The sequence below is a fragment of the Halorhodospira sp. 9628 genome, assembly GCF_022228075.1.
Lineage (GTDB): Bacteria > Pseudomonadota > Gammaproteobacteria > Nitrococcales > Halorhodospiraceae > Halorhodospira > Halorhodospira halophila_A.
On record NZ_JAJNRF010000009.1, the window covers coordinates 78,877 to 102,916 of the forward strand.

The 24,040-nt window shown below is 66.6% G+C and carries 24 protein-coding genes and 1 pseudogene; 9 read left to right on the plus strand and 16 right to left on the minus strand.

Annotated features, from left to right (window positions below):
• Window position 1: 1 nt before the first annotated feature.
• Genes LRG10_RS09910 through LRG10_RS09940 form a run of 7 tightly spaced genes read right to left on the minus strand, consistent with a single transcriptional unit; the run spans window position 2 to window position 7,487 of the window.
• Window positions 2–1,396 carry an ABC transporter ATP-binding protein gene (locus LRG10_RS09910; RefSeq protein ID WP_238635480.1) on the minus strand — a complete coding sequence of 465 codons (1,395 nt, stop codon included), beginning with the start codon at window positions 1,394–1,396 and terminating at the stop codon, window positions 2–4.
• Complete coding sequence (locus LRG10_RS09915; RefSeq protein ID WP_238635481.1) at window positions 1,393–2,157, minus strand: energy-coupling factor transporter transmembrane protein EcfT; 765 nt, start codon at window positions 2,155–2,157, stop codon at window positions 1,393–1,395. The genes LRG10_RS09910 and LRG10_RS09915 overlap by 4 nt, the downstream gene beginning before the upstream one ends.
• Window positions 2,135–2,734, minus strand: coding sequence for an MptD family putative ECF transporter S component (locus LRG10_RS09920; protein ID WP_238635482.1), 600 nt, complete (start codon window positions 2,732–2,734; stop codon window positions 2,135–2,137). Before LRG10_RS09920 ends, LRG10_RS09915 begins: the two co-directional genes overlap by 23 nt.
• Window positions 2,731–3,414, minus strand: coding sequence for an SDR family oxidoreductase (locus LRG10_RS09925; RefSeq protein WP_238635483.1), 684 nt, complete (start codon window positions 3,412–3,414; stop codon window positions 2,731–2,733). Before LRG10_RS09925 ends, LRG10_RS09920 begins: the two co-directional genes overlap by 4 nt.
• A complete protein-coding gene (hutX, locus tag LRG10_RS09930) occupies window positions 3,411–3,965 on the minus strand; it encodes a heme utilization cystosolic carrier protein HutX (RefSeq protein WP_238635484.1) in 555 nt (184 codons plus the stop codon). Before hutX ends, LRG10_RS09925 begins: the two co-directional genes overlap by 4 nt.
• Entirely contained in the window at window positions 3,952–5,313 is a 1,362-nt protein-coding gene (gene hutW / locus LRG10_RS09935) for a heme anaerobic degradation radical SAM methyltransferase ChuW/HutW (RefSeq protein ID WP_238635485.1), read from the minus strand. The genes hutX and hutW overlap by 14 nt, the downstream gene beginning before the upstream one ends.
• A gap of 11 nt (window positions 5,314–5,324) precedes the next feature.
• Window positions 5,325–7,487 carry a TonB-dependent siderophore receptor gene (locus LRG10_RS09940; protein ID WP_238635486.1) on the minus strand — a complete coding sequence of 721 codons (2,163 nt, stop codon included), beginning with the start codon at window positions 7,485–7,487 and terminating at the stop codon, window positions 5,325–5,327.
• Window positions 7,488–7,781: 294 nt separating this feature from the next.
• Here LRG10_RS09940 and LRG10_RS09945 point away from each other — a divergent pair, with 294 nt between their 5' ends.
• From LRG10_RS09945 to LRG10_RS09960, 4 genes are all read left to right on the plus strand, one after another.
• Window positions 7,782–7,991: a hemin uptake protein HemP gene (locus tag LRG10_RS09945; protein ID WP_201169372.1), complete on the plus strand. Its 210-nt coding sequence runs from the start codon at window positions 7,782–7,784 to the stop codon at window positions 7,989–7,991.
• A gap of 169 nt (window positions 7,992–8,160) precedes the next feature.
• Window positions 8,161–10,257, plus strand: coding sequence for a TonB-dependent receptor domain-containing protein (locus LRG10_RS09950; RefSeq protein ID WP_238635487.1), 2,097 nt, complete (start codon window positions 8,161–8,163; stop codon window positions 10,255–10,257).
• A 151-nt stretch (window positions 10,258–10,408) separates the two neighbouring features.
• Window positions 10,409–10,657: a hypothetical protein gene (locus LRG10_RS09955; protein WP_201169376.1), complete on the plus strand. Its 249-nt coding sequence runs from the start codon at window positions 10,409–10,411 to the stop codon at window positions 10,655–10,657.
• Window positions 10,658–10,660: 3 nt separating this feature from the next.
• The gene (locus tag LRG10_RS09960; RefSeq protein WP_201169378.1) at window positions 10,661–11,134 is read left to right on the plus strand and encodes a hypothetical protein; all 474 of its coding nucleotides are present in this window, start codon (window positions 10,661–10,663) and stop codon (window positions 11,132–11,134) included.
• A 7-nt stretch (window positions 11,135–11,141) separates the two neighbouring features.
• Here the strand turns inward: LRG10_RS09960 and LRG10_RS09965 are convergent, their stop codons facing one another.
• The 6 genes and pseudogenes from LRG10_RS09965 to LRG10_RS09990 form a co-directional block, all read right to left on the minus strand.
• The gene (locus LRG10_RS09965) at window positions 11,142–11,756 is read right to left on the minus strand and encodes a heme-binding protein (RefSeq protein WP_201169380.1); all 615 of its coding nucleotides are present in this window, start codon (window positions 11,754–11,756) and stop codon (window positions 11,142–11,144) included.
• Window positions 11,757–11,845: 89 nt separating this feature from the next.
• Window positions 11,846–12,673, minus strand: a complete 828-nt coding sequence (locus tag LRG10_RS09970; protein WP_201169382.1) for a universal stress protein — start codon at window positions 12,671–12,673, stop codon at window positions 11,846–11,848.
• Between the two features lie 23 nt (window positions 12,674–12,696).
• A complete protein-coding gene (locus tag LRG10_RS09975; RefSeq protein WP_201169384.1) occupies window positions 12,697–13,677 on the minus strand; it encodes a PH domain-containing protein in 981 nt (326 codons plus the stop codon).
• Between the two features lie 335 nt (window positions 13,678–14,012).
• Window positions 14,013–15,602 (minus strand): annotated as a pseudogene (locus LRG10_RS09980) (BCCT family transporter); the annotation flags it as partial.
• 308 nt (window positions 15,603–15,910) lie between these two features.
• On the minus strand, window positions 15,911–16,324 hold the full coding sequence (rnk, locus tag LRG10_RS09985; RefSeq protein WP_201169390.1) for a nucleoside diphosphate kinase regulator: 414 nt from the start codon (window positions 16,322–16,324) through the stop codon (window positions 15,911–15,913).
• Between the two features lie 475 nt (window positions 16,325–16,799).
• Window positions 16,800–17,000 (minus strand): hypothetical protein, encoded by a 201-nt coding sequence (locus LRG10_RS09990; protein ID WP_201169393.1) that lies wholly within the window; start codon window positions 16,998–17,000, stop codon window positions 16,800–16,802.
• A gap of 234 nt (window positions 17,001–17,234) precedes the next feature.
• Here LRG10_RS09990 and LRG10_RS09995 point away from each other — a divergent pair, with 234 nt between their 5' ends.
• The 5 genes from LRG10_RS09995 to LRG10_RS10015 all read left to right on the plus strand — a co-directional run bounded on the left by LRG10_RS09995 (window position 17,235) and on the right by LRG10_RS10015 (window position 20,816).
• Window positions 17,235–17,639, plus strand: coding sequence for an SRPBCC family protein (locus tag LRG10_RS09995; RefSeq protein WP_201169395.1), 405 nt, complete (start codon window positions 17,235–17,237; stop codon window positions 17,637–17,639).
• Between the two features lie 72 nt (window positions 17,640–17,711).
• Entirely contained in the window at window positions 17,712–18,377 is a 666-nt protein-coding gene (locus LRG10_RS10000) for a hypothetical protein (protein WP_238635488.1), read from the plus strand.
• 68 nt (window positions 18,378–18,445) lie between these two features.
• The gene (locus LRG10_RS10005; RefSeq protein ID WP_201169398.1) at window positions 18,446–18,730 is read left to right on the plus strand and encodes a hypothetical protein; all 285 of its coding nucleotides are present in this window, start codon (window positions 18,446–18,448) and stop codon (window positions 18,728–18,730) included.
• A gap of 27 nt (window positions 18,731–18,757) precedes the next feature.
• Window positions 18,758–19,426, plus strand: coding sequence for an SOS response-associated peptidase (locus tag LRG10_RS10010; protein WP_238635489.1), 669 nt, complete (start codon window positions 18,758–18,760; stop codon window positions 19,424–19,426).
• A 118-nt stretch (window positions 19,427–19,544) separates the two neighbouring features.
• Entirely contained in the window at window positions 19,545–20,816 is a 1,272-nt protein-coding gene (locus tag LRG10_RS10015) for a helix-hairpin-helix domain-containing protein (RefSeq protein ID WP_238635490.1), read from the plus strand.
• A 261-nt stretch (window positions 20,817–21,077) separates the two neighbouring features.
• Here LRG10_RS10015 and LRG10_RS10020 read toward each other — a convergent pair whose 3' ends face one another.
• The 3 genes from LRG10_RS10020 to LRG10_RS10030 form a co-directional block, all read right to left on the minus strand.
• Window positions 21,078–22,046, minus strand: a complete 969-nt coding sequence (locus LRG10_RS10020) for an SDR family NAD(P)-dependent oxidoreductase (protein ID WP_238635491.1) — start codon at window positions 22,044–22,046, stop codon at window positions 21,078–21,080.
• A gap of 291 nt (window positions 22,047–22,337) precedes the next feature.
• Window positions 22,338–22,490: a hypothetical protein gene (locus LRG10_RS10025; RefSeq protein WP_238635492.1), complete on the minus strand. Its 153-nt coding sequence runs from the start codon at window positions 22,488–22,490 to the stop codon at window positions 22,338–22,340.
• A 44-nt stretch (window positions 22,491–22,534) separates the two neighbouring features.
• The gene (locus LRG10_RS10030) at window positions 22,535–23,722 is read right to left on the minus strand and encodes a GGDEF domain-containing protein (RefSeq protein WP_238633115.1); all 1,188 of its coding nucleotides are present in this window, start codon (window positions 23,720–23,722) and stop codon (window positions 22,535–22,537) included.
• Window positions 23,723–24,040 lie beyond the last annotated feature (318 nt).

Here is a 24,040-nt window from a genome sequence, read left to right on the forward strand (position 1 = left end):
CTCAGCGGGCAGGTAGGGTCAACCGAAGCGTGCAGACCCGCTCGATCAGCTCCAGATCGTGGCTAATTACAATGACACACGCCCCGGAGTCCGCCAAGCGCTGCAGGTTCCGCACGATCAGCGTGAGATTCGCGCCGTCGAGTCCACTGGTCGGCTCATCGAGAACGAACAGCTGCGGTCTGCGCGCGTGGCCACAGGCCACCACCAGCCGCTGCTTCTCACCACCGGAGAGGGACTGCGGATGGCGCTTCTCCAGCCCGTTGAGCGCGTACTCGTGCAGCAATTCGTCGATCCAAGCGGGGTCCACCTCCCATCCCGCGCCACGCACGGAGCTGATCAGCTCCTCCCGGACCGTCCGCATGTGTAGCTGGTGATCCGTGTTCTGCAGCACCACACTCGTACGGCGCATCAGGGCACGCGCGCTCAGCGACCGACCCTGGACCCGGATCTGCCCAGCATCAGGCTTGAGCAACCCGGTCAGGAGGCGGACGAGGGTCGTTTTGCCGGCGCCGTTGGGACCGAGGACACCGATGACTTCCCCGGCCGGCAGGCTCAGATCCAGATCCTCGATCAGCGCGGGGCCATTGCGGTAGGCGAAGGACAGTCCGGAAACCTCGATGTGTCCACGGCCGCCCCGCGGGACCTCGGGCAGACGCGCGCGCTGGTCCTCGACCCTGAGCTGACGCAGGCCGAAGCGGTGACGTGACTCGGCGACTGCTTCCGCCGACCCCGCCATGACCAGCCGACCCGCCTCCATAACCAGGATGCGATCCACCAGCCCGGTCAGCCAGTAGAGGCGGTGATCGACGATCACCAGCGTCACGCCCTCTGCACGGAGCTCGGCCAGATGCTGCGCCAGCTCCCGGGTTGCCTCGGGATCGAGATTGGCCGTAGGCTCATCCAGCACAAGCACCGAAGGCGAGCGCGACATCACCTCGGCCAGCGCAACCTTCTGCTTCTGCCCGTCCGAGAGATCGTAGACGCTGGCATGGCTCAGCCCGGTCAGCCGGAACCGCTCCATGGCCCACTGCACACGGGTGCCAATACGTGCGGGGTGCTCACCGCGCTGCTCGTGCGTGAAGGCGAGCTCATCCTCGACGTGCAGGGCAAAGAACTGCTGTTCCGGATCCTGGAACAGCGTGCCGACGCGGGCACTGATCTCGGCCAGCATGGCCTGACGGGTCAGGCGTCCGGCAACCCGCGCCCGCCCCGCCCATTCGCCCTCAAAATGGTGGGGAATGAGGCCATTGATGATCCGCAGCAGCGAACTCTTCCCGCAGCCCGAGGCACCGGTCACCGCGATGGCCTCCCCCGGAGCAACGTGGAGGTTAACCTCCGACAGTGCCGAATGACGCTGAAACGGATAGGTGTAGGTCACATCCTCGAGCGTGATCACGACCACCCGACTCCGAGTTCAAGCCACAACGAGCCCCCGATGGCAACTGCCGCCAGCACCATGAACACCCAGTCCCGCTCACCGAAACGATCCTCGCGGTAGCGGGAGGCCGGCGTGTTGGCTCCCAGCCCCTTGAGTTCGGCCGCTACGGAGAGATCGTCCGCCGTACGCAGGGCCCGGAAGAGCAGCGGCATGAAGATCAGCCGCAGCGAGGCGACCGGATGCCGCACCAGCAGGAACGGCCCGGGCCTGTAGCCCTTAAGCCGCACGGATTCGCCAACCTGCTGAACGTCGAAGAGGAAGGCCGGCACAAAGCGCACCATGGCAACTGCCGGCAGGTAGAGCCAATACGGCAGGTAGAGCGACTTGAGCGCCGACAGCGCCCCCTGGATGCGGGAGGACAAAGCCATCGCGAGCACAGCGTTGAGCAGGATCGCCGAACGGAGAAAGGGCACGACCACATCGGCCAACTCACCGTAACCCAGCCGCGGCAGAAACACGCCCATCACATGCATAAACCCCAGGGCCAGCAGCCACAGGGCCCCGAACAGGAGGTAGGCTCCGAGCAGGACGCCGTAGCGCCGGCTCAGGGCAGCGTAGGCGGTACTGATGACTAGCAGGCCCAACAGCACCGCGGGCGACTCAAGCACGACCACAGCTACTGCGGCGATTACGCTGATGAGCATCTTGGTGCGCATGGCCAGCCCATGCAGCGGGGTCTGCCGATCTCCGGCCGTCCTAGTGATGGATGATACCGGCATGTCGCAGCTCCTCGATAAACCGTCGACCCAGCCACAGACCCAACAGGCTGCCGATGTAGCTGACGACCACCACCGCGGCCACCATCAGCAACAGACGCGGTTCCTCGCGCACCAGCAGGGCACCCACGCCCAGGCTGATGGCGCGGGCCAGCAATTCGTGCACGGCGACCCCGATGATCACCCCGAACATCCGCCGATAGCCACCGAGCAGCCAGATCACCCCCTCGGCCAGCACGCCGGCGAGCAGCGAGGCGGGGATGCGGACCGGGTTGCCGCCCAGGACGAGGATGTCGACAACGGCACTGACCAGCAGAAAGATGGTCAATGTCCCGAGGCGCTGGACCTTGTGGAGCAGCACCAGCAGCAGCGCCGTCGACACGATGCTGCTGGCCATGAGCGTGACCGGGTTCATCCCGCCACCGAAGAGCACGATCAACAGCCCGGCCACCTTCGCCAGTGCGGCGAAGGTGCCTACCATGACTAGATCCGAGACGGACCAGTAGCGGCCGTGCCGACCGCTGGCCCGCTCGCGGGTGGCCGCACCCAGATCCGTGGCGCTCGGCTCGATGGTGCTCATTGGGACGCCCTCTGCTCCTGCCGCTGACGCCGCCGCGCCGCCGAGGGCTGGGTGGGGTCGATGACGGAGAACGCCTGCCCGTTGCAATCCCACCGGTCGATAACCTCCTCAAGCCGCGCAGCGACGTCAGCACGCCGGACGTTGCCGTGGGCATCCGGCGCGCGCGTCAGCTCCGCGTTTCCGGAGGGTGGGCCATCAAGCAACCCACCGGGACGGATCAGCAAATACGGCAAACCCGATCCGCGCAGGTAGTTCTCGGCACGGGTCTTGGCGTCGACAATCTGCCCGAACGCCTCGACCGCCTGCGGAGACCGGTACGGCCGCGTCTCACCGCAGCCGATGGCCGTCACCAGCACCACGCGGAAGGGGTTCCAGCCGCGAGCGGCATCCGTGACCAGCATATTCCCCACTTCATCCACGAAGCGGCTTTTCTCGAGCGCGCCCGAGACGGTGGAGACCACTACGGCGGTCTCGCCCGCTGCCCGGAACGCAGCGGTTACCGAGTCCGCATCGGTTACATCGCCGTGGATGACGCGGACGCCGAGTTGGGCAAGCCCCTCGGCCCGCTCCGAGACCCGAGCAAGGGCCACCACCGGTCGGCCTCGCTCTCGGAGGCGTTCGGCCATGAGCCGCCCGACCCCGCGCGTGGCACCGAACAAGAGGACCGTACGCGCACTCATCGCTCCTCCTCCCCTTCGCCGATCCGCAAGCCCGGATAGCCGCCCAACTCTGCAGCAAGGGCCCGGAAACGCTCGAACTGATCCGCTCGCAGGCACCGTTGTTCGTCGCGGCCAAGGAAGATCTTGAACAGGTTTTCGCCCTCGGGGGTGAAGAACTGTAGTGAGGCAGTCCGGAACCCCATGAAAGGACGCACCACGAAAAGGATCGCCGCACAACGCTTCGGCCGCAGATGGCCACCGAGTGCACTGTCACCGTGAAGGTTGTAGAAACCGTGCGCTGAGCTGCCGGGGGGGACACGGTCCCGTACCTCCAGAATCAGATCCCGGTTGTGGACGACGACCAGGACCTCCCCCCAGTCACTCACCTCCTTGAGGATCGACTCGAACTGCTCGCCCGGCGCTTCGCACCAGAACGAGGCCGGCAGGCAGCGGGTCGCTTCCAGCGGCGTCAGCCCGTGACTCCGGGCCAGGTCCTCGATCACGGCGTCCGGACGCTCCTCGAGCACCTGCCGGACGGCCTCATGACCCTGTTCCTGTTTATCCGTCTGCATGGGCCTTCCTCCCCGATTCCAGAGCTTGCGCACAGACCTGCTGAAAGCCGGTGACCAGATTCGGCGCCCAGAAACGTCCCGCCACCGTTAGATGGATTTGCTCCCCGCGGCGCTCCGCCAGCCCTGCCTCGACCCAGCGGTCAACGAGCCTCCAGGGGCTGGGGTCCGCCTGCACCGACATCGGCATGCAGGCGCGTAGGGCGGGCAGCTCAAGACGGCCAATCTCAACACCACCCATCAGGGTGTCCCGGAGGGGTTGCAGCGCATCCGAGACCCGCATCATCGCCACGGGCTTGTCTCCGGCGGCCACGGCACGCTCGTAGGCTTCCATATCCGGGGTGTTGGCAAAGGTGTAAGGCTCGCGGCTGCCGCCGGCGCCGGCACCGAAGGCGAGCGTCTCGGCACCGGATTTGATCAACAGGTTGTAGAGGTTGCGTTCGCGTGGCGTTCGCGCCCAGTGACTGTTGCTAATCTGCCGCCAACCCGCCGTCGAGAGCGCCTCGACGGCCTCCGCGTAGAACTCCGCCTGCTCCGGGAGCCCTGCCGGCTGTTCGATGCACCCGCGCTCGACCAGTTTCTGCAGCGGAGTGCCCGGGATCAGCTTGAGCGCGTAGGTATCCAGGCCATCCAGACCTAGCTCCTGGCAGCTGTCCAGGTCACGGTGCCAACTCGCGAGATCCTGGTCGGGCAGTCCGAACATGAGATCGGCGATCACGGCACCCTGGTCATGGCCGGCCAACAGGACCAGGCGCTCGACCACCTCCTGGGCAGCTGCAACCCGGCCCTGCCGGCGACGGACCCGGGTGTCGAAGCTCTGCACACCGACCGAGATGCGATTGACCCCGCCGGCAAAAGCAGCCCGGATCTTCTCCTCGGTCAGCCCGGCGATGCGCGCCTCCAGGGTGATCTCGCAGTCGGCGGCCAAGGGCAGACACTCGCGAACGGCGGCGAGGAGCCGCTGCAGATCTCCCGCCGGCAGATCGCTGGGCGTACCACCGCCGAGGTAGACCGCGTGGATCGGCCGATCCCCGACCAGCGGCAGGGCCGCGTCGCGACGGATCTCCTCGATCAGCAGGTCCACATACCGGTTCAGCCGGGGCGCGCCCGAGCGATGGCGGTAGAAGCCGCAGTACAGGCAGTTGGCCCTGCAGAACGGGATATTGATGTAGGCCAGTCGCTTGCCGGCTGCCGGTGACTGTTGCTCCAGTTCCGCCCACCGGCGGGGGATCTCGGTCTCCGACACCGCCTGTTTGTCCTGGCGCGGCATGACCGGGCGCCGGGCGGTGAACGCGTAGCGCAGGGGGTCACTGGTGACCGCCGGCGTCAGGCTTCCCATTCGATCATTCATCACGCCCTCCCCTACCACTCAAGCTCGGCCGAGACGTAGTAGAAGCGCCCGCGCAACGGATCCGGCATCGTGCCGTAGAAATCATCGGCGTCATCCGCGTCGAGCCCCACACGCTCGGGGTCCGTACGGTAGGGGCGCTCATCGGTGGCGTTCTCCACGCCGATCCCCACGGTGATCCCCGCCGGCAGCTGCTGGCGCAGCCCCAGGTGGAGCAGCGTGTAGGGCTCGCCGACCCCGGCCTGGTCACCGACGTGCTCGACCCGGGTGTGGGCCAGGGCGCCGGACCAAGGCGGCGCCTCGGCGAGTAGGTTGGCCCGCTGGCGAGGCCGATTCTCGAGCCGGTCTCCGGTCTCGCGGTCGTGGGCAGCGAGGTAGGTGTAGCTGCCGCGGATCCGGCTACCATCCGGCCAGCGCCAGCCAGCCTCCAACTCCACGCCCTTGGTCCGGGCCTCCTCGATGTTGTCGTAGCGGCGCACGTGGGCGCCGTCGGGACGCTCCTCCCCCGTGCGCTGCTCCACGATCTGGTCCTCCACCTCGGTGCGGAACAGGGTGATCGCCTGGCGGCTGTGCTGGCCGGTACGCTCCAGGGCCAGGCTGTAGCTGCGCGAGCGTTCCGGATCGAGGTCCGGGTTGCCGTAGAGGTAGAACTGCGCCTCCGGGACCGGCATGTGCGAGTGGTCCATCTCGTAGTCGCCGGAGAGCTGGAGCAGGTTGGGTGCCGCGAACCCCTCGGCGTAGTCAGCCTTAACCCGCACCTCGTCATTGACGGCGTAGACGCCGCTGACCCGTGGGCTGACCTCGCCGCTGTACTCGCTGTGGCCATCCAGGCGAGCGCCGAGCGTGACCAGCAGGCGATCCCCGAGCAGATAGCTGCGGTTCTCCAGGCCGACTCCGTAGTGGTGGGCCCGGTCCCGGGGCACCTCGGGCTCGCCACCGACCTCGCGCTCGAAGGTCTCGCGGCGGTAGTCCACGATGGCGCTCAGCCGCTGCCGATCGCTCCACCACACCCCGCCGCGGGCCTGGGCGACGTCCTCGGTGTGCTCCATTTCACGGGGGGCCAGCTCGAAGACCGGTACCTCATCCTGGTCTGGCGGCGGGGGCGCAGGGGGCCAACCAACAAATTCACGGATTTGCTCTCGCTCAGGCTCCTCGGCCTCGACCCGAGAGCGGTAGAGCTGGACTTCTCCGTCCCAGTCGGTGCGCTCGAGCGCGTAGGCGGCGCCGAAGGCGTAGCGGGTCAGATCGACATGGGTCGGCTCCTCACCGAGCTCATCCAACCCCCGGATCTCGCTGTACATCTGCTGCCAGGGAGGCAACTCATCTCGAGGCTGACTCCGCCCCGTCCGCTCTTCCTCCCCGGCGCTCAGGAAGAACTCGAACTCGTGCCCCGGCGCCGGATCGTAGAAGAGGCTCGCGTAGCCGCTGAGCGCCTCCCGGCCCTCTTGGTAGTAGTCTTCCTCGCCAGCGTAGTGATGATCCGGCAGCAGCGACGGCTCGGTGTCCACAAACTCCAGACTGGCGATCGCGCCCCAGCGCTCGCCAAGGGGACCGCCGGCAAACAGGGAGTAGTGCTGCTCCTCACCGTCATAGCCGGAATCCAGGGTGCCGTAGCGGGCCGTCGCGGTACCCTGCCACTCGTCGGTTGGCGGCCGGGTGATGATGTTGATGACGCCTCCGAGTGCGTCCGCCCCGTGGACGGCCGAGGCGGGATTGCGCACCACCTCGATGCGCTCGATGGAGCTGATGGGCGGCATGGCCCCGGTGCGGAAGTCGTTGTGGGGGAAAAGTTCGTCGGTGTTGTTGAGCCGACGACCGTTGATCAGCATCAGCGTGTGCCGCGGTTCAAGGCCCCGGATCTGGGGCCGATCGCGACCACCACGCACAGCCGTGGTATCCACGCCCGGAGTCTCGCGCAGGATCTGATCCAGCGTCGTCACCGGGCGGCGCTTGATATCTTCCCGCGTGATCTCGCCGTAACCGGCCGGGGCCTCCTCGCGACGCACGGCGCCGATGCCGGAGGTGACCACGACATCCTCCAGGGCCGCGCCGACGGCACCCTCGCCACCGCCCTCCGCGGCGAGAGCCGTTGTGCTCCACGCACACGCACCCAGGCCGACACAGGCCAGGCAGAGACCCGAGCACCACCCTGGCCACTCCAAGGAACCATGCACCATTGCCACCTCCAGTCAGGTCAACGCGTCAGCCAGGAAGGGAGTCCCATCACGCCTCGACCCCCTCTTGAACCTGGCTGGCCCGGTCGCGACCGGAGGCTGGCTAGGCTTTCGCAAACGATAACGATTCGTATTAGTAAGTCAACCCCCCGCGCCCGGCCAGGCACCAACACAGACCCCCGGTTGCCTAGCCGGGCATTCCGGACTAGAATCGCATTCGCTAATGATTCTCATCCGCGCCCTGGCGGATTGACGCTCCGGGCACGGGCAGAGGCACGGCAATCAGAGGAAGCAGCCATGACCAAACGGAACCAGGAGCCGACGACCGCCGCCCACAGCCAGGAGGTTCCCACTCCGAGCGATCATCAGCGCGAACAGACCTCAAGGACCCCGCACATGGACAGCGCTGCCCTCTTCAACGGCGCGAATCGTGTCTTCATCCACCACCGCGGTGAGGCGTACCAGCTCCGTGAGACAAGACAGGGCAAACTCATCCTGACCAAGTGACCCGGGCCGTTTCACCCCGGCTCTACGCCCTACATTCCATCGTTTTTTATTCCATTTTCGCGAGCCAGGTGCTGCCCCCTGCACCCAGCCAGCCACTGCGTAAACCGTGATCCACCCGGGGCCTACCCGGGGATCGCACTTTGGACTGGCCATCAGGAGGCTTTGCACGATGCATCCGAAAAGAACGCAGACGCCGCTTCTCACCTGCACCAGCCTGGCGGTGCTCGGCGCCCTCAGCACCACCGCCGGGGCCGATGAGGCCCCGACCGCGCTCCCCGAAGTCCTCGTTGAACCGCCGGAGGAGATCGAGGGCAGCGGCACCGAGCGGATCAGCCGGCAACAGTCCCACCGTCTGCAGGACCTGTTCCGGGGCGACTCGGAATCCCACGTGGGCGGTCCACGCCAGGCGCGACGCCTCTATCTGCGCGGTATCGAGGGGAGCCAGACCCGGGTGACGGTCGACGGCGCCCGGCAGGGCCGGGATCTGCACAACCACCGGGGCGGCCTCGCCGGGATCGATCCCGCCTTCCTCCGCTACGCCGAGGCCGAACCCGGACCGCCGGCGGCGGACGACGGCCACGGCGCCACCGGCGGCTCGGTCCGCTTCGAGACCATCGACGCAGGCGACCTCGTCGACCCCGAGACCGGCTACGGCGGCTTCGCGCGGGGCGTCCGGGCCAGCGCGGCCGACTCCCTCGCCACCAGTGCGGCGGGCGCCATCTACCCCACCGAACGGATCGGACTGCTCGTGGGCGGCAGTTACACGACCACCGAGGACTATCGCCTCGGTGGTGGCGAGATCAAGGATTACACGGCGTACGATGACCGCAATCTGCTGCTTCGGCTCAACGCCGATGGCGAACAGCAGCGGGTCCGACTTGGCTATGAGGAGAACGAGAACCTGGGGGAATTGCCCCTCAGCGGCGGCGATCGTCCGCCCTTTGAAGAGGACGACCTTGCCGATCAGCGTATGGTGCGGGAGACGACCAGCCTCAACTACGAGTTCCACCCGGAGACGCGGTGGGTGGACCTGGAACTCGACCTCTACCGCAATCAGAGCGAGTGGGAGGACCGGGACGCCGAGGTTGGTTTCCTGAGCGACGGTGTCGGCGGCCGCCTGGCCAACACCGCCACCCTCGCGCGGGGCTCCCTGGGGCCGTTGGGCCACGGGGAGAACCGCCTGACCGTCGGCGGCGATATCGAACGGGATACCGGGGAAGGCGACCATCCGAGCCGGGGCGGCGACATCCTGACCTACGAGTCCCAGGGGGCGTTTATCCAGAACCGACTCGAGAGCGAGCGACTGGATCTCTCGCTGGGGGTTCGGGGCGACTGGATGGAGACCGACTATGAACAACTAGGGGAGTCAGTGGACTTCTCGGAGGTCTCCACCAACGCCCGGATCGGCTACTGGGCCACCCCGTCAACCGAGCTCTTCGTGGGCTACGGCGAGTCCGCCCAGGGCCGCTCGGGGACCACGACGCTGCATCTGGACCGGAACATCGGCAGCCGCGACCAATTCGATGAGAACGAGGTACCTGACGATTTCAACCTCGACGAGTTCGAGGCGACTCGCATCGAGTATGACGACCCGCAGACCAGCGCTACGACCGAGGCCGGCGTCCGGTCCGAGCAGCCGCTGGCCGGCGGCCGACTGGAGCTTTCCGGCACCCTGTTCCGGACCGATATCGACGACCTGATCCTCTACGGGTTCGAGCAACCCACACGTCTCGGACGGCAACCGATCCAGAGCATCGATAACCTCGACGATCAGATCACCACCGAGGGCTACACGCTCAAGGCCGCGTGGCGCGGGGAAGCCCTTTACAGCTCCGTGAGCTTCACCCACGACAAGGTGCGCGGCCTCGGGGACGGGGACACCCTGACCCCCGGCGAGCCCTCCGGACGCCAGCAGCTGGTCCGTGCCGTCGGCCCGCAGGGGGATCGCCTGGTCTGGGACAGCGTCTACCAGTTCCACCCGGCTCTCCAGGTCGGCTACACGCTGAAGGCGGTCGCGGACCTGGAGCGGGTGATCCCGGGCGACGGCGAACGCGACGGCTACACCACCCATGATGTGCAGATGCGCTGGCAGCCCGGGGGCGACGAGGACGTCACCCTCTATTTCGTCGTGCACAACCTCTTCGACGAAGAGTACGCCAGCCACACCGCCATCCCGCGGTACGCAGCCGGTGAGACCGTCGAGGATAGCGATTACGCACGCGAGCCGGGACGCGACATGCGGCTGGGTGCCAAGGTCCGATTCTAAACGTTCCGCACGGCAGGCCGGGGAGTGCGCCCTCTGGCGCTCCCCGGGCCCTCCGGGCCACCTGCTCTTTGCTCGCCGCCCGGGAATCGGCTAGATTCCTCCAAGGGTTCGGAACCACGCGTGCAATCGTGAGCCGTGGAGGCATGGGGCATTGGCTTTTGAATTCTTGATGCTGGTTGGGCTGGCACTGGCGGCGCTGGTGGTCGCCGTCATCATCCAGCGCCGTCGCGACGGGCGCGCCCCGGGCAGCCGCGACGATCCACTGACCCGCGCCTGCCACGGCGACACGGAACAGGCCGATCGCCTGGAGGCCGCCGAGCAGGAACGCGCGGCAGGCAAGCTCTCCCGCACCGAGGCGCGGCGGCGGGCCGCCGAACGCCTGAAACGGGACCGCGTCTAAGCCATGTTTCTGTGGCTGCTGATCGCTGCCGTCCTGGCGGCCATCGACCTCGGCGCCCGCCCGTCGAGCCTGCAGGGTGGCTATCTGCTGGCCGCGGCCATCGGCGCCCTGGCAGCGGCGCTCGCCAGCCTGGCCCTCGGCGATGCCCACCAGTTCGTGATCGCACTACTCGTCGGGGCCGCTGCTGCCCGCTTTCTGCCGCCAGCCATCCAACGCCGGGAAAGGCACCGGCTCAAGCGGGAAGCACGGGACTACACGCTCGCCGAAGTTGACGTCGATGAAGACGGCATCCCCTGCGTCCAGCCTCAGGGTGAGGACACCCCCCTGCCGGCCATGCTCGAGGATCGCGGGGAGCTGACTGCCGGCGACACGGTTTGGGTGCTACGCGTCGAGCAGGGCGTGGCCATCGTGCGTTCGGCCAGTGGACGGAGGGGGCGGGTCCCGCCCCCGCTGAGCCGTTGCCGGTGGATGCGCTAGACGGCGCTTACGACGCCGCCTCCGCCGGCGCATCCTCGACCGGGATCAGGATCTCGTTCCGGCGCAGAAACCCCGGGGTCATCGGATCATCGTAATAGGCATAAACCGGCTCGCCGGCGGCCTCCAGCCCCTGATCCGTCATCCACTCGCGGAGCCTGCGCTCGTGCTCCTCGACCATCGAATCGCTGGCACGGCCCGAGAAGCGAATGGCTGCCATTCGCTGCGGGTCGAGTTCGCGCAGGGTGATCTCCTCGCCCGCCGGCCGGGGCAGGTCGTCCAGGGAGTACTTTGCCGGCATGATGAAACGCACCAACCAGCGCCCCTCGCCTTCCGGCGTCTGGGTCACCGGGGCCGTCATGGCGATGGAATCACCCTCGCGCTCACGCGCAAAGATGTAGCCAGCCAGCGGCCGGAACCCGGCACTGACCGCATCGCCCCGGCTGCCGCTGCGCTCGACCTCGGCCACCCGAAGCGCCGGATAATCCCTCAGCTCGCGGTCGCCATCCTGCAGGACCACCGAGTACTCCGGTGTCTCGACGCCGCGGACCACGACCCACCAGGCAACGATGACACCCACCACCAGAACGACCGCAAGCCCGACTCCCCAATAAACGATCTTCATTACGCACTCCGAGCAGCACGACTATCCCATTATGACGCACTTCCAGCCGACGGCGGATGCCCACGCCGCCGACAAAAAGCCTGCGGACCTCAAGCCTCGTCGTCCTCGTGCCCTGGATTGAACACCATCACCGGTACGGACGACTGGCGGACCACCGCATGGGCCACGCTGCCCAGAGCCAGCTGGGCCAGCCCGCTCCAGCCCTGCGTCGTCATGGCCACCAGGCTGCCCCGGTTGGCCGCATAATCCGTGATCGCCTCCGCGGTATCCTGCTCGGACTCGAGGACGGTGTGGCTAATCTTCTGACGGGTCTTCGGCTGCCATGCCGCTGCGAGCGCCTGCAGATAACTGGCCGCCTCCGAGGTATCCTGGCCGGCGGTGTCGACGGCCACCCGGACCAGGCGTAATTCGGTGTCCAGCGCCTCGGCCAGCTGCAGGGCCCGGGGCAAGATCCGCTCGGCGAAGCTTGAGCCATCCAGCAGAACCAGAATCCGCAGAACCGGACCGCTCCAGCCGCTGGGCAGTGCCGGCCCGCTGAGCAACAGGGGGCGACTTGCCTGTCGGGTCAGCGTTGCGGCGGTGCTGCCGAGCAGCGCCTCGCCCATGGTCCCCCGGCCACGGGTGGCCACGCAGTAGAGGGATTGCGTGTCCTCGCTGATGCGCTGCGCAAGGTATTCCGCCGGGCGCTGGGCCGGGGTTACCTCAATCTCCGCAGCACCGACCCGGGGGCTTCCCGCCTCGCCCAGTGGCAGCATGTCCTCGATATCCTTGCGGCGGCCGGGACCCGAGCCCTCCGGCTCCACGACGGACAGCAACCTCAACGGCAGACCACTCTGCTCCTGCAGCTCATGGCCCACCACCAGGCCACTGAAGAGTGAGTACTCCGAGCCATCGACGGTGACGACGATCTCTTCCATAGCAACCTCCCGGGCCAAGCCCGTTACAACGCCGGAGCCACCAGACGGGCAGGCTCCTGCTGCCCGCCATGCATCACCCGGCTCATGACCACCTGATAGATCCCGAAGGGATCAACAATCCCGGGGACGATCACGCAAACGCCGTCGCGCGTGGTGATCACCACGCGGCCATACCCAAGAAGGCGGCCGAGCCAGGTGTAGTGGACCCCCAGGGCCTGAACGTCCGACAGTGGGATGACCCGCGAGTGCACCACGATCAGACCTGTCTCGACGACGAGGTGGTTCTCGGTGACGCGCAGCTCGGTATCGAAATACACCCCCTGAGCGTAGGCCGCCAGCCCGGGGAAGACGAGCACATAGAGGATCGTGGCGATGACCTGGCCGACGACGCCGAAAGGACCAACTGCCAGCAGCGCGCTGGTGAGCAGGGCAAGCACGGCCGGCAGGAGTACGCCCCAGTGCACCTCGGCCCGATACAGCACGCGCTCGGGCGGCTCGGCGGTCTCTTCGCCAAGCTGCTTGCGCGGATCGTAGGCGGTGCCGCCCACCCGGAACCGGTAGCGCATGGACAGCGCGAGCAGGGTGAGGCTGATCCCCGGGGGCAGGAGGAGCAGCCCCGTGGTGAGCAGCATGATGCCAGCGGCCGTACCGAACAGGCCGACTCCGGCGATCAGCGAGCCGAGGGTGGTCACCACCATGCCGCCGGCCAGCAGATTGAGGGTGCGCCGCCAAGGGGCCGAGGTTCCCGGTTCGCGGCCACGGGCCACCTCTCCTGGCCACCAGCGCAGCAGGATGGAGATGATCGTGGCCGGCAGCAGGACGGTGAAAGCGATCAGCGACAGGAACGCCGCCTCTCCCCACAACAGGATGGAGCCGAGCAGCGCCAGCGCGGCGGCCAGCAGCAACAGGCGGGTAACGCGCCCGTACAGAAACCGCCCGATCTGAACCAGCAACGGCGGCGCGTTGGGATCCGCGAGTTTGCGGCGCAATTGATCTCGTTTCATGGCCACGGCTCCTTGCCCAGCGCCACCAGGCATGCGCGCAACAGCAGCAGTCCACCGCCTATCCACGCTAGCAGGGGCAACCCGCCCAGTGGAACGGCCAGGAGCAGGATCGCCACGGCAAGGAGCAGCACCGCCGCGGAGAAGACCAGCGACTGCACCGCATGGAACCGGACCAGCGGGTCGGCGCGCTCGAGCATCAACAGAAGCAGTGCGCTGAGCGGGCCAAGCAGATACGCGCAGCCAGCGGCCTGGGGGCGTGACAACCCAGTGCGCCCGCGTGTCGGCTCGCCGCGGGGCGGCTGCAGCTCCATCCCCCGCGCGCTCAGACGCTCCCTTTCCTGCCGGAGACCGATCAGGAGGCTCAGCGACAGCGCAAGGACAACGATCGCGAACGGCAAGCCGCTGGCCACGGCACCGGCCTGCAGTGCACCCAGGGCCGCCTCGCCGCCGACGAACAGCAGCGTGGCGGCGAGCACACCGGTCAACACGACCCACAGCACCCGTTGCATACGCGGCGTATCCAGGCGGCCGCCGGCTGTTACCGCATCCAGGACGCGCGAGCCGGAGTCCGACGAGGTCACGAAGAAGATCACCACCAACAGCACCGCCAGCGCAGCGGTGAACTCGGTACCGGGCAACTGCTCCAGCAGATGGAACAGTGCCATGGACTCGCGCTCACCCAAGCCGTCGGCCAGGCCTCCGAGCCCGCCCTGGACCTGACGAAGCCCCTCGCCCCCCAGGGCGCTAATCCAGAGCCACGTCACCGCAGTCGGCACCAGCAGCACCGCTGTAACCAGCTCGCGGACGGTGCGCCCATAGGAGATACGGGCGATGAACATCCCCACGAAGGGGGACCAGCTGATCCACCAGGCCAGGTAGAAGACAGTCCAGGTCTCCATGAAGCCTGCATCATCGCGGCCCACCGGCGTGCTCATCGGCACCAGCTGGCCGAGGTAGCTGACCCCGGCGGTCGCCAGACTGACGGCAGACGCCAACAGCCCCCCGCTGACGAGGATGAACAGTAGCAAAAACCCGGCCATTCCGAGGTTGAGGTTGCTCAGCACGCGGATCCCGCGCTGGATACCCAGCAGTACCGACGCCACGGCGACACCAACAACCACCGCGATGAGCAGTAGGCGGGTACCCAGCGCGTCCTCGACACCGGCGAAGATGGTGCTCAGACCGCTGGCCGCCTGCTGGGCCCCGAATCCGAGCGACGTCGCCAGGCCGAAGACCGTCGCAACCACCGCGACGATATCGATGGTGTGGCCGATCGGCCCCCAGGTGCGCTCACCGAGCAGCGGATAAAAGGCCGAGCGCACGGTCAGCGGCAGACCGCGGTTGTAGGCAAAGAAAGCGAGAGCCAACGCCATCACGGCGTAGATGGCCCAGGGGTGCAGCCCCCAGTGATAGAGGGTCGCGCCCAGCGCCAGCCGGGCTGCGGCTTCGGTCCCTGGCTCGACGCCCCGCGGAGTGCCAAGCCAGTCGGTGTAATAGGCCACCGGTTCCGCCACCGCCCAGAACATCAGCCCCACGCCCATGCCCGCGGCAAAGAGCATGGTCAGCCAGGAGAGGCGACCGAACTCCGGCCGGGCCGCCGCACCCCCGAGCCGGATGTTGCCCGCGGGCAGGAGGATCAGGGCGAAACAAAGCAGCACCAGCAGGTTCCCGGTACCGAGGAACACACCGGCGAACCGCCCGCGCACCCCGTCCAGGGTCGCCTCCAGAAGATCCCGCGCCGGCTCGGCGAAGGCCAGTGTCAGCCCGAGGAACAGCAGCAGGAGACCGGCACTGACGATAAAGACCGGCGCGTGCAGCTCCAGTCCAAGCACGTGCGTGGTCTGCGCCCGGGTATCCGGCCCGAAGCCAGGCTCGGCCGAGCGGGACCGGGGCCGGGCAGGTGCTCGGCGTTCGGTCAGGCTCATGGGACGCCCTCTGGTTGCAGGTGCCTGCCGGGGCGCTCCGCCATAGCGCGGACGACGCCCCACGCCGCTCCCTAACTCAGGCTAGCAGTCCCGCCCGAACCGACGAGGGCGGTGTGGTGACTCAGACAAGGATCCGGACAACGCACCGCCGAAGCTTCGCCCCCGGAGAGGCGACGGCGACAGGCTTGCAAATAGGAATCGTTTTCAGTAACATTCAATCCAGCGGCTTCACGGTCGCTTGGGTGCTCACGTCAGCGGTACTTCGGGCCGGACACCACAAGGGGTCCGGCCCTTTTTTTCACCCCCGATCACCGATGATGCTCACCGGAGCGCTCAGGCTGATAGACGATCTCCTCAATACGGACTCGATGCTCACCGCCACCGGCCCTGGGCCAATCGATCTCCTCGCCCTGCGAGAGGCCAAGCAGCGCACTGCCCACCGGAGCCAGTATCGAGATGGTCTGCCCGCTCGGATCCGCGTCCTTCGGATAGACCAGCGTCAACGTGAACTCCTCCTCGGTCCCTTCCACACGGAACCGGACGGTCGAGTTCATGGTGACCACATCGGGCGGGACCTCATCCGGTTCGACGATCCGGGCCCTCGCCAGTTCGTTCTCAAGGTCCGGTTTGCCCGGGAAGGCGTTCCGAGACAGCGAATCGATGAGGTCCTCAAGCCGCTCGGCGTCGCGGGATGAAATAACGATCTCGGGTCTTTTACTCATTCAATCCAGCCAATCGGTTATGTCGACGGGGGCAGGTCGGTTGCTCGCGGGCGCAACCCGGTCAGCCGTGCCGGATCCGGCACGGTGCGTGCGACCTGGAGTTCGGGCCAGAGTGGCCGTTCTCAAGTTTCGGGGGACGGTGACCGCGGGCTGCCGCCCACAGGCCACGCGGGATGCCTGTCCGGCCAACCATAGCACGCTTGCCTGTTGCGTCCAGGCGCTTCCGCCACTGAACGCACCGGAGCCTTCGGTCGCCTCTTGCAGTGGAGAAAAGGTCCGTTCCGGATCGCGGGCGAATTCCACAAAATCTGTGGAAAACCGTGTGGAGAAAATCGGGGGCGCCCGCATTTCGAGGGGCCCGGAGGTCGATTGATCAAAACCTGCTCAGGAGAACACCCTTCACAATCAGCAGGTTGAGCGCCTGACCACCCCCGAGCGGGGAGTCACCCAACAGTTCCCGACCGCCTGTGCAGAATCAACGCTCCCCATCCGGCTCAAGCGCGGCTGTCAAGCCCGGCTCCGGGTCATCGGCCATCTGTTGCCCCGCCAGACCCTCGTGGACGGTGAGGTAGCCGGCGATGAGGAAATAGCCGGCGCCGGCGACAAAGACCAGCAGCCCCACCGTACGGAACACCTCTCTCGCCGCCCGTCCGAACATCCTCAGCCTCGGCTTCATGACACCAACCTCTTCTCGATACGAAAGCCACATAGAATGGTACTGCGAACCATTCGCATCTGCAAGCTTATACGCATCGCGTGCACCCCTTCCCCCTGCCCAACGCGCAGTCCAAGATAATCAGACTTGCGCGCCCCCGGCTTACCGGCCCGCGGTGAGCAGTGACTGCGCCTTTCAGTCGGTTCTAAACCTCAGCCACCAGCGCCAGTCAGCAGGCTGCCCGGGAACATACCAATGCGCCACGACCGCCCCATGCCGGAAAAGCCGCTCGAGGTTGGTCTCGACTCCAGAGCCACCCCCGAACACCTGTGGGAGATCCTCACGGACACCAATCAGTGGCCACGCTGGGGACCGAGCGTTCGTCGTGTCATAGCGGCCGAGCGCTACATTCATGCCGGCGCGACAGGGCGGATTGTCATCACCGGCGTTGGATTGCAAGTCGGGTACCGGATTACAACATTCGAGCCACCCTACCGATGGGACTGGTCGGTCGCCCGTTTTCCCGCCACTGGGCACCGCGTCGATCCGCTACCGAACGGCGGGGCGCGAGTGGTGTTCGAACTACCGCGTTGGGCCTTTGCATACGCCCCGATCTGCCGGCAGGCGTGCCGACGGATCATCGACATCGCCCACCGATAGCGCCGCCCGGACCCCGGGCACCGGCGACAAGACCGCCCGACAGCCCCATCCAACGCCTTCGCATCGGGGTTCGTGACCCTCGCCGTTGAAGTGCTCTGGACACGCCTCTTTGCCCAGGTCCTTCAGAACTCGGTCTATACGTATGCGATCGTCCTCGTCGCCTTCCTCCTGGCGCTGAGCCTGGGCTCCGTCGCCTCCCATGGACTGGCGCGGATCCCTCGCTTTAACCCCCGTCATGTGCTGCTTGCCCTGCTCACCATTGCGGCGACGGTGGTGGTCGTCTCGCCCTGGGCTTTCCACAGCGCAACGGCCGGCCTGACCTACGTCGGCTCCGGCGCGGGCTGGATGGAATACCTGACGGCGGTCTCCGGCATTGCCCTGCTGGTCATGGTCCTGCCCGGTGTCATGCTGGGGGCTGTCCTGCCCTATCTACTGCGCGTCGTCCAGGCCGCCAATCCACAGCCGGGCCCGGCCATCGGCGGGCTGGTTGCCGCCAACACATCAGGCGCCATCCTCGGTTCTTTGGTTGCCGGCTTCCGTTGGCCCGCGGCTCGGCTGAGAGGCGTATCACATCCCGGACTTCCGGCCTACACTCAGGGGCACCTTTGTCCATGCACGGCGGCTAGCCGTGGCACGGAGACCGCTGATCGGCGCCATCGTACCGGACTTGGGGCAAGCCTTCCCTGGGCCGCACCGATGGCCGGAGAGTGCAAAGGATGCTCCCTCGATCCCCGCTGAACCGAACGCACCTTGGGTTCGCCAGCGTCTACCTGGCCGCGCTTCTGGATCTCCTGGCCGGAGGCCACGTGATCTGGTTGTGGTCCGACACACCCGCCGATCGGGTGCTTATCGCCCTGCTCTCGATGAGCGCGGCCGGGATCCTGTTACTGGTTGCCGTCTACCTGACCGTCTTGACGGATGGCCGTGAAGGCAATGGCTGCTTGATCGCCAACGTACCCGTGGTTCTGGTGATATTGGGCATTCTGGCGGCACCGGCGGAAGCGGTCATCATCCTGCTGTTTCTGATCGGCTGGATGTGGCCGGCTATGGTCAGTGTCGCCGTGTTCATCGGCGGCCCCAGGACGCAATAGGGTGTAACCGAACGCGGAGACGAGTCGATGTGCGGACGCTTTGCCCTGACCACGCCCCTCGAGACCATCGGCGAAAGCCTCTTCGGCATCCCGTCCGTGGGCGAGTCGCACGCACCGCGCTACAACATCCCGCCCGGAACCCCCATCCCCGCCTTCCGCAGCGCGGACGAGCCCGGCGAGGCCGCTGTCCTCGATTGGCCCGTCTGGGAATTCAAGCCCCGGTGGGCGGATACCGACGGGCCCGCACCGATCAATGCCCGCGCTGAACGGGTCGCCACCAGTCCCTACTTCAAGCGTGCATTCAGCCAGCGCCGCTGCCTGATCCCCGCCAGCGGATTCTTCGAATGGCGCCAGGAGCAAGCCGGCAAACAGCCCTACTACATCACCCTTCGAGACGACGACCCCGATGGCGTGATGCTCCTCGCCGGGCTGTGGGAGTGGATCGATGAGCACCAGACGTGCTGCGCCATCCTCACGGAACCGGCCACCCCCTTCCTTCGGCCAATCCACGACCGGCAGCCCGTGATCCTCGACCCCGTCTGTCGGTGGGACTGGCTGGATCCAGCCCTGACCGAGCGCGAGGCGGTCCGCAGCGCGGCCCGGCGGCTGGATCCGGCGCGCCTTACGCTATGGCCGGTTTCGGCGCGGGTGAACAAACCGGATAACGACGACGCCGAGCTGCTCGCTCCCGCGTAAGCCACGCAACCGAATGATCCTCGTATCCGCCGGGAAAGACGTCACAGCCTGTCGTAGGACTGGAGTAGAAAGGGGATTCGGCCGCTACACGATTCAGGGCGTAGCAACGAAGCCAACCATGGGTCTGTTCAACCTCGGCAAAAAAGACGCCTACGGCAAACAGCGGCGCATCGAGCACCGCGGCAAGTACCTTCGGGCGAGTCGCACCGGCGGGGTAGCGCTGCGCGCCCAGGCGCGGGCGGCCGGTGTGAATCTGACGGCGAACACCCGGCGCGGTGCCCGCGCCTCGGTCACGCCGGCGAAGAACACCCAGGTGGCGCTGCAAAACGGCCGGTTCATCCTGCGCGGGCGCTACGGCAAGGGGCCGACCAAGCTGAATCTGTCCAAAAGCGGGGCGAGCGTCTCGACGCGCAACCGGCTCGGCTCGTTCAACTGGTTCCGCCCCAACCGCTCCTCAGCGAAGGTCTTCGGTGTCCAGGTCCGCGGGCAGAAGGCGGCGCAGCTGCAGATGGTCTACATGGTCTTCGCCGCGCTCGTCGGCGGCGTGCAGCTGCTCTTTGTGGTCATCGGCGGGTTGCTGCGCGGTGCCGTCGCGCTGGGGCAGTGGCTCGTTGATCACACCCGAGCCCTGCCACGGCGCTGGCGCAACGCCCGGTTGCAGCGCCAGCGCCGAAAAGTTGATCCGGCGGTGCACGAGGCTATAGCGCGCCTGGATGCCGACGGGCTCAGCGCCGCCGTCGCCCTGGCCGTCGCCCTCTGGGGGCGGGGCGAGAGGCTCGATGAGGGATGGAACCGGGTTCAACAGCGCATCACCCAGAATCAGGGCTTGGAGGCCCTGCCCCGGTCACCGGAGCGGTTCGAGGCGATTGCCGTGGAACTCGAGCGCTGCCGCGCTGCGGTTCAGCCGGCACAGGACGCGCACCGGGTCGTGCTCGCTTTGCTGGCCGAGGCGGCGGCGCGGGGGATGGACGGCGAGCGGCGGGCTGCACTGTTTTTCGATGTGGACGATCTGGCGCTGGCGCGGGGGCCGCGGACCGTGCTGCAGGAGGAGTTGCTGGAGATCTTCGCGGACCACGCCCAACTGAGCCTGGAGCCGGCCATGCCGGCCGGTGGGAAACAGGGCCAGCGCAGGCAACCGCGCGAGGCGCCTGAGACAGCAGCGCAGGGACCGATCGATCTCAACACCGCCTCGATCGAAGAGCTCCAGGCGATCCCGCACGTCGGCCCCGAGCGCGCCGCGGCGATCGCCGCCATGCGCCCCATCCAACGCATCGAGCAGCTCGAGGCCATTGACGGCATCGGCCCGCAAAGGCTTCGGGAGATCGCGGCGCATGCGCGGCTGAACGATTCCACAAAACCTGTGGAAAACCGTGTGGAGAAAGTCGGCTGAACCCGCCGGCCGAGGGCCTTCGAGGTCGATTGGCTAAAGTCTCGCCAGCGTCAAAGCGACCACACATCAGGGGCTTACACTTTCCCCTTCCATTACTCAGTGGGTTACGCCGGATCTTCCATTGCCTGTGCAGAATTGGACCGTACCAGTTCTGCGTCGCGTGAGATTGTCAACCGGTATCCGCCCATCGAAACCGCCACTGACCGACTCCATGAACCACGAAAACGCTTCCCCGCCACCCTTCGCGCCCGTGGCCGCAGGTTAGCCGGACGCGGCCGATGCACCGTCTGCTTTCACGTCATCGCCGTTCAGGTAGGTGGCCTCCGGTGCCGTGATCTGGAGCAGAACCCCGGCGATATCCTCCGGCTCGGCGATGCGTCCCATCGGGTGATCTTCGTCCGCACCCTCCAAGGACCCACCGCGGAAGCGGCGGAGCAGTTCGGTTCGTGTCGCCCCAGGAGAGAGGCTGACCACCCGGACTCCGTGGCCAACCTCCGCGGCCGCGGCTGAGCGGGTCAGGCCGATGACGGCGTGTTTCGTCGCGGCATAGGTACCAGCGTGTGCCGACCCCGTATGAGAAAGCATGGAACCCGTATTGACGATCACGCCATGCCCCTGCTCGCGCATGACCGGGATCTCGTAGCGCATCGCGTAGTAAACCCCATCCACATTGGTGCGCATGACATCCCGATAGCCGTTCCCACCGGTCACGTCGATGGCGTCGAAATCGCCGAGCGGCCCCTCAATTCCCGCATTGTTGAAAGCAATATCCAGGCGTCCATAGGTCTCCACGCATGCGTCGACAAAGTCACGCATCTCATCGCGCTCACGCACATCGGCGCGCATGTAGGTCGCCTCGCCGCCGGCGTCCCGGATGGATGCAGCCACGGATTCGCCCAGTTCCTCGCGACGACCGCAAAAGAAGACCTTCGCCCACTCTCGGGCGTACGCATGCGCAGCTGCCTCGCCGATCCCGGAGGTGGCACCCGTGATCAGCACGACGGCGCCCGCATACCGTCCTTCGCTCTCCCGCATGCCTTCGGGCCACCCCCCGAGCGCCGCACCGGCTGCGGCCATGCCGGCGAGCCCTGCGCTGGCGCCGGTCAGAAACCGACGGCGCCCTGGGCTGTCAGGGTCGTGGCCACGCGCGCTGTCCGGCGGTCCGGCCTCCGATGGCTGCGCTTCATGGTTGGGTTGGCGCGATTCTGGAGGCGTGGTTTGCTTTCGCATGGAGAGGACCTCATCGCTGGCCGCGTCTACGCACTCAGCAAGTGCTGCGTCCGGTTCAGGCTGCATGCACCGGAACCGGCCTCGTCAACCCCCTGGGCGGTGAGCACATTCTCGCCAACCGCCGCTCCACGAGACTCCATCGCGTCCCGCGCGGGGTCTCCACAGGCTTTTCCACAAGTTCTGTGGAAACAGCATCCGGGTTCGGAAGCCGTAGGCCTGGCACTTGAGGGTCTTGATATGGCTTGAGCCCCTCGATCGGTCCGCTGGGATTACGCCGAACTAGCTATCCGCCTACGCCGCGCTGCGCAGCGGATCCCGCATGCGCGCGCTGACCAGCGAGGCCCCTCCGGCCACCGCAGCCGGCAGCCGGACGCCCTCCAGAGGGGCTACTAGTGCCGTACCAGCCACATCTGCCTGACCCCCTTCCTTGTCCCCGTCAGACACCGAACCTCCATCCAGCCCACGATGCGGTTTGTCGAGCCAATGGCTCAGCAGTCCGCAGGAGCTGCACACCAGACCGCTGATTCGCTCGTTTTGCCGGTTTTGTTCGCGTACATCCGCTGATCGGCCAGCGCGAGCAACCGCTCGGCATCGGTGCTGTCATCCGGGCAAAGGGAGGTCCCCAGACTGACCGAAAAGCGCACCACGTGCCCTTTGACGGATACGGGCATCTCGAGCACCTTCAGCACTCGCCCGCAGAGTTGCTCCAGGTCCGCCCGGTCGGTCACCCCGTGCAACAGGAGCACAAACTCGTCGCCGCCGAGTCTTATGACCTTATCCTCCGGACGCAGCCCTCTGAGCAACAGCTCGGCGAGCTTGACCAAGGCCGCATCGCCGAACGCATGCCCGTAATGGTCATTGATCTCCTTGAAGCCATTGACGTCGAGGGCGACCACCCCGAAGCCTTGCCCCGGAGCACCGCTACCTGGAGAAGAGCGCTCCGCCATCCGCTCCATGGCGTCGGCTAAAAGACGTCGGTTCGGCAGACCGGTTAGCGGGTCGTGCTGCGCCATATCCTCGATGGTCCGCTGGGCACGCAAGTTCGCGGCCATGGCCAGCCCGTACGTCCAGCCAAGGATCCACGGGATGCTCGCAAAGATGATCCAACCGCTGGCCGGGTTGACGCGATCATCGGGGCCGATAACGCCCGTGGCTGCCTGAGTCCAGCGGTAGAAGACCGCGGCGGCCAGCAACAGGAACACTGCGGCTGTGCCGCCGTATATGAGGCGCTCCAGCCGGTCATCAACCCCCCGGACCAGGAAGAAGGCCGTGAGGAGCAACAACCCGGAGAGGTTGGCATCGAGAAAGAGGTAGCGCAGTTGGTGGTTGTCGAGACTCAGCGTGAGGTACAGCAGGCTGGCCAAGGTCACCACATAGACTCCGTACCAGGGCAGCCTGCGATACTCGTTGCCCACCCCCTTGAAGCGCAGAATCCCCTCGAGCAGCAGCAGGACCGCAACAGTGCTTGCGACATTGTTGACCAAGATCAGCCCGCTGATCAGGTCCGTCTCAAACCACAGCGGCACAAAACTGAACGCCACCACCAAGCTGCTGGCAGCCCACAGCGCTGGCCCCCGTTCGTGGTGATTGATCCGCCAGACCATCGCCATCACGGCGCCGGCGACCAAGCTTGCCGTCCAGAGGACGAGCGCTAGTGTCGGGTAGTGGAGTTCCATGGGTGCTTCTCTTGAGCATCGCCACGGCATAGGAGGGTGACGCTCATCGCTCGCTCCCTGGGCGATTGACAGGATTCCGACGAGCAGCATGCGGGATCCGGTTCGGCCGTGCCAAGCCCATGCAGACCGCCAAGGGGGCATGATTCCACAAAACCTGTGGAAAACCGTGTGGAGAAAGTCGGCTGAACCCGCCGGCCAAGCGTCTTTGAGGTCGTTTGGGCAAACTTTGGCCAGCGGCAAAACTTCGACAAATCAGAACCTTATGAACATCCCTCCACTGATCAGAGGGTTATAAAGGCTTTCTGGCTCGCTTGTGCA

Bases quoted from the DNA above. Each gene is read 5' to 3' on its own strand.
- LRG10_RS09915 (WP_238635481.1), bottom strand. From the start codon at position 2,157: ATGCCGGTATCATCCATCACTAGGACGGCCGGAGATCGGCAGACCCCG.
- LRG10_RS09920 (WP_238635482.1), bottom strand. From the start codon at position 2,734: ATGAGCACCATCGAGCCGAGCGCCACGGATCTGGGTGCGGCCACCCGC.
- LRG10_RS09925 (WP_238635483.1), bottom strand. From the start codon at position 3,414: ATGAGTGCGCGTACGGTCCTCTTGTTCGGTGCCACGCGCGGGGTCGGG.
- hutX (WP_238635484.1), bottom strand. From the start codon at position 3,965: ATGCAGACGGATAAACAGGAACAGGGTCATGAGGCCGTCCGGCAGGTG.
- hutW (WP_238635485.1), bottom strand. From the start codon at position 5,313: ATGAATGATCGAATGGGAAGCCTGACGCCGGCGGTCACCAGTGACCCC.
- LRG10_RS09940 (WP_238635486.1), bottom strand. From the start codon at position 7,487: ATGGTGCATGGTTCCTTGGAGTGGCCAGGGTGGTGCTCGGGTCTCTGC.
- LRG10_RS09945 (WP_201169372.1), top strand. From the start codon at position 7,782: ATGACCAAACGGAACCAGGAGCCGACGACCGCCGCCCACAGCCAGGAG.
- LRG10_RS09950 (WP_238635487.1), top strand. From the start codon at position 8,161: ATGCATCCGAAAAGAACGCAGACGCCGCTTCTCACCTGCACCAGCCTG.
- LRG10_RS09960 (WP_201169378.1), top strand. From the start codon at position 10,661: ATGTTTCTGTGGCTGCTGATCGCTGCCGTCCTGGCGGCCATCGACCTC.
- LRG10_RS09965 (WP_201169380.1), bottom strand. From the start codon at position 11,756: ATGAAGATCGTTTATTGGGGAGTCGGGCTTGCGGTCGTTCTGGTGGTG.
- LRG10_RS09970 (WP_201169382.1), bottom strand. From the start codon at position 12,673: ATGGAAGAGATCGTCGTCACCGTCGATGGCTCGGAGTACTCACTCTTC.
- LRG10_RS09975 (WP_201169384.1), bottom strand. From the start codon at position 13,677: ATGAAACGAGATCAATTGCGCCGCAAACTCGCGGATCCCAACGCGCCG.
- rnk (WP_201169390.1), bottom strand. From the start codon at position 16,324: ATGAGTAAAAGACCCGAGATCGTTATTTCATCCCGCGACGCCGAGCGG.
- LRG10_RS09990 (WP_201169393.1), bottom strand. From the start codon at position 17,000: ATGAAGCCGAGGCTGAGGATGTTCGGACGGGCGGCGAGAGAGGTGTTC.
- LRG10_RS09995 (WP_201169395.1), top strand. From the start codon at position 17,235: ATGCGCCACGACCGCCCCATGCCGGAAAAGCCGCTCGAGGTTGGTCTC.
- LRG10_RS10010 (WP_238635489.1), top strand. From the start codon at position 18,758: ATGTGCGGACGCTTTGCCCTGACCACGCCCCTCGAGACCATCGGCGAA.
- LRG10_RS10015 (WP_238635490.1), top strand. From the start codon at position 19,545: ATGGGTCTGTTCAACCTCGGCAAAAAAGACGCCTACGGCAAACAGCGG.
- LRG10_RS10020 (WP_238635491.1), bottom strand. From the start codon at position 22,046: ATGCGAAAGCAAACCACGCCTCCAGAATCGCGCCAACCCAACCATGAA.
- LRG10_RS10030 (WP_238633115.1), bottom strand. From the start codon at position 23,722: ATGGAACTCCACTACCCGACACTAGCGCTCGTCCTCTGGACGGCAAGC.